General features: G+C 74.2%; 4 protein-coding genes. 3 read left to right on the top strand and 1 reads right to left on the bottom strand.

Annotated elements, in window-relative coordinates:
• The 3 genes from DKL51_RS00100 to DKL51_RS00090 form a co-directional block, all read left to right on the top strand.
• A partial coding sequence (locus DKL51_RS00100) for an ECF subfamily RNA polymerase sigma factor, BldN family (protein WP_124811594.1) occupies positions 1-763 on the top strand: 763 nt, incomplete at its 5' end.
• A gap of 286 nt (positions 764-1049) precedes the next feature.
• Positions 1050-1925 carry a DUF5667 domain-containing protein gene (locus tag DKL51_RS00095; protein WP_109948396.1) on the top strand — a complete coding sequence of 292 codons (876 nt, stop codon included), beginning with the start codon at positions 1050-1052 and terminating at the stop codon, positions 1923-1925.
• Between the two features lie 137 nt (positions 1926-2062).
• On the top strand, positions 2063-2938 hold the full coding sequence (locus DKL51_RS00090; RefSeq protein ID WP_109966595.1) for an HAD family hydrolase: 876 nt from the start codon (positions 2063-2065) through the stop codon (positions 2936-2938).
• A 14-nt stretch (positions 2939-2952) separates the two neighbouring features.
• Here DKL51_RS00090 and DKL51_RS00085 read toward each other — a convergent pair whose 3' ends face one another.
• Positions 2953-3807, bottom strand: coding sequence for a lysophospholipid acyltransferase family protein (locus tag DKL51_RS00085; RefSeq protein ID WP_109948421.1), 855 nt, complete (start codon positions 3805-3807; stop codon positions 2953-2955).
• Between the last annotated feature and the right edge of the window lie 202 nt (positions 3808-4009).

The following is a 4009-nucleotide window of genomic DNA, read 5'->3' as shown; positions in this document are numbered from 1 at the left end:
GGGCGGCCGGGTGGGCGCGCCGTCCCGCCCGACCATGCCGGCCCAGGCCCGCCGGTCCGCGGAGACGCCGGCGACGACCGACCCGTCGAACACCGAGACGGCCATCCTGCCGGTCGTCTCTGCCGCCGACACGGCGGTGCTGCCCGCGGTGCCCGCCGCACCCGCCACCGGCTACCCGAGCCGGCCGGACCCGTCCGACCCGGCCATCGAGGTCTGGGCCCTGGTGGAACGCGCCCAGGCCGGTGAGGCCGAGGCCTTCGGCCTGATCTACGACCGGTACGTCGACACCGTCTTCCGGTTCGTCTACTTCCGGGTGGGCAACCGGCAGCTGGCGGAAGACCTGACCTCCGACACCTTCCTCCGCGCGCTCAAGCGGATCGGCAGCTTCACCTGGCAGGGGCGGGACCTGGGGGCCTGGCTGGTCACCATCGCCCGCAACCTGGTCGCCGACCACTTCAAGTCCGGCCGCTACCGCCTCGAGGTCACCACCGGCGACGTGCTCGACGCCGACCGGGAGGACCGCGGGCCGGAGGGCAGTCCCGAAGCGGCGGTGGTCGAGCACATCACCAACGTCGCCCTGCTCAGCGCCGTCAAGCAGCTCAACCCGGAGCAGCAGGAGTGCATCGTGCTCCGCTTCCTGCAGGGCTTCTCGGTGGCCGAGACGGCCCGCGCGATGGGCAAGAACGAGGGTGCCATCAAGGCGCTGCAGTACCGGGCGGTCCGGGCGCTGGCCCGGCTGCTGCCCGACGGTTTCCAGCCCTGACCGCCCCCCCGCCGGTACGCCCGCCCCGCCATTCGGGGGCGGGCATCGGCCGTGCGGCGGCACCGTGACGACGATCACTCTTCGTGATTTCGGCCCCGCCGGCCCCGTAACCGTGACCCGCCGCGGACCGTTTCACCGGGTGCGACCAGTGGTTGTTCCGGGGCGTTCTCCGGCCACCGGCGGTCCGGCGAGCACGGTCGGCAGCCCGGCCGGGCGTCACGCTGCCACCGGTCGCCGGTGAGGACAGCGGCCTACCGGCCGTGACCAGCGAGAGGAGGTGCCTGCGGTGGACAGTGACCTCTTCTCCCGTCGGCGCGCCGAGCGCTTCGCGCAGCTTCTCGACGAGGCCAACGGCGGGCGGCGGCACCACGGCCGGTCCCAGTCCGACGACGAACTCGCCACGCTCGTCGCGATCGGCCGGCGGCTCACCGCCGACCGGCCCACCGTCACGGCCGACGCCGAGTTCCGCACCGGACTGCGGGCGATGCTGGTCGCCACCGCCGAACGGGAGGGCGTCGGCACGCCCACCGCGGCGAAGAAGGAGACCGCCGGGTCGGCCACCCGCACCCGTGGCTCGCTCCTGCCGGCCGTCACCGCCCGGCGGGCCCGCGCGCGGGGCGCGATCCTGGTCGGCGTCGCCGCCGGCGCGGTCGCCCTCTCCGGCATCTCCGCCGCCAGCGAGAACGCGGTCCCCGGCGACGCGCTCTACGGCATGAAGCGCTCGACCGAGCGGGCCCAGCTCGCCCTGACCGGCTCGGACATCAGCCGCGGGCAGCTCTTCCTCGACTTCGCCCGGACCCGCCTCGACGAGGCCGCCACGGTGCACCACGACCGGATCGGGTTCAGCGCGGTCCTCGACGACATGGACGCCGACACCCGCCAGGGCGTACGCCTGCTGACCACGGTCGCGGTGCAGCGCTCCGACCCGGCCGGCCTGGACGCGGTGAACACCTTCCTCACCGGCCAGCGGCAGGCGGTCAGCGGGCTGCTGGACCGGGCGGACCACGTCGAGCGGGACCGGACCCGCCGGTCGCTCGCCCTGCTGGACGCCGTCCGGAAGCGCTCCGACGCGCTCCGCGCGGCGATCGCCTGCCAGCTGCCCGCGCCGGTCGCCAGCGACGCCCTCGGCCCGACCCCGGGCACCTGCCCGGCCGACCGCTGACCCCACCCGCCGACCGCTCATCGCGGCGCAAGAGCCGTCCACACCACAGTTCCCCGCACGGATGACCGGGCTTCACCGGCCTCCGGATACGCTCAGCGGGGAGATCGCGTCGCGGTCGTCGAGTGGAGGGAGGTCGCGTGGCCCGCACCCGGAAACTGACGGTCAGCACCGACGTCCACGGTCACACCGCCGGTTGGTCGGAGACCCCGCAGGCACCCCCGGCCACCCCCACGCCCGACCCGACCGCCGCCGCCTTCTTCGACGTGGACAACACGATGATGCAGGGCGCCTCGATCTACTGGTTCGCCCGCGGGCTGGCCGCCCGGAAGTACTTCACCACCGGTGACCTGGCCCGGTTCGCCTGGCAGCAGGCGAAGTTCCGGCTGCTCGCCACCGAGCACGCCGGCGACATGTCCCAGGCCAAGGAGGCGGCGCTCGCCTTCATCGAGGGCTGGCGGGTGGACGACGTGGAGCGCCTCGCCGAGGAGATCTTCGACGAGCTGATGGCCCCGCGGATCTGGGCCGGCACCCGCAAGCTGGCGCAGCGCCATCTCGACACGGGCCAGCGGGTCTGGCTGGTCAGCGCCGCCCCGGTGGAGATCGGCCGGGTGATCGCCGCCCGGCTCGGCTTGACCGGCGCGATCGGCACGGTCGCCGAGGTGGTCGACGGGGCGTACACCGGCCGGCTGGTCGGTGACCTGATGCACGGCCCGGCCAAGGCCGAGGCGGTGACCCAGCTCGCCGAGGTCGAAGGGCTGGACCTGAGCCGCTGCGCCGCCTACAGCGACTCCGCCAACGACCTGCCGATGCTTTCCGCGGTGGGGCACCCGGTGGCGATCAACCCGGACGGCACGCTGCTCCGGCAGGCCCGCGAGCGCGGGTGGGAGGTGCGCGACTTCCGTACCGGCCGCCGGGCGGTCAAGATCGCCGTACCGTCGACCGCCGCGGCCGGGCTGGTCGCCGGGGCGGTCTCCGCCGGCCTCGCCCTCCAGCGCCGCCGCCGCGCCAACTGACCGGAGAGCGCGCGTCAGGGGCCGAACGGGTCGGGACGTCGTTCGAGCAACTTGTGCAGGGTCTGCTGGATGGTTTCCCGCACCTGGTCGGCCAGGTTGAACACGACCAGCGGATCGTCCGCCGAGTCGGTCAGGTGCGCGGTCGGGATCGGCGGGCAGAACTCGATCAGCCACTTGCTCGGCAGCGGCACCACCCCCAGCGGCCCGAGCCACGGGAAGGTCGGCGTGACCGGGAAGTACGGCAGCTTGAGCAGCCGGGCGAGCGGCTTGATGTCGGCGAGCATGGGGTAGATCTCCTCGCCGCCGACGATCGCCACCGGCACGATCGGGGTGCCGGTACGCAGCGCCGCCGAGACGAAGCCACCCCGACCGAAGCGCTGCAGCTTGTACCGGTCGGAGTAGAGCTTCCCGACGCCCTTGAAGCCCTCCGGGAAGACGCCGACCAGTTCGCCGTTACCGAGCAGTCGTTCCGCGTCCGGGTTGCAGGCGACCGTACCGCCGGTCTTGCGGGCGAGCTCGGAGACCACCGGCATCCGGAAGACCAGGTCCGCGCCGAGCAGCCGCAGGTAGCGGTGCGCGGGGTGCTGGTCGTGCAGCGCGGCGGAGAGGATCAGCGCGTCCAGCGCCACCGTGCCGGAGTGGTTGCCCACCACCAGGCCCGGTCCGTCGGCCGGCACGTTCTCCAGGCCGCTGACCTCGGTGCGGAACCAGTCCCGGTAGAGCAGCCGGACCAGCGGGTGGAAGACGGCGTCGGTGAGGTCGGGGTCGAAGCCGAACTCGTCCACCTCGTAGTCGCCGGAGAGCCGCCGGCGCAGGAAGGCCAGCCCCTTGGCGACCTTGCGGTCCCAGTGGTCCCGCCGGTCCGGCACCGCCGGCCCGGGCGGCGCAGCGGTCGGCTCGTCCGCCGGCTGGTCCGTCGCGGCCCGGTCCGGCTCGTCGGCGGTGACCGGCTCGGGCCCGTGGGCCCGGCCGTTCGCCCCGGCCACCGGCTCGTCGGTGGCGGCAAGGCGCACGACATGACCCCCGGTGGCACCCCAGGTGCTCCGGGGGTCGTCGTCGTGACCGGCGTCG

It is taken from the genome of Micromonospora globispora, from assembly GCF_003857015.1.
Classification (GTDB): domain Bacteria; phylum Actinomycetota; class Actinomycetes; order Mycobacteriales; family Micromonosporaceae; genus Micromonospora; species Micromonospora globispora.
The sequence above is the reverse complement of the archived record's forward strand: the minus strand, read 5'-3'. Positions and strand labels throughout refer to the sequence as shown.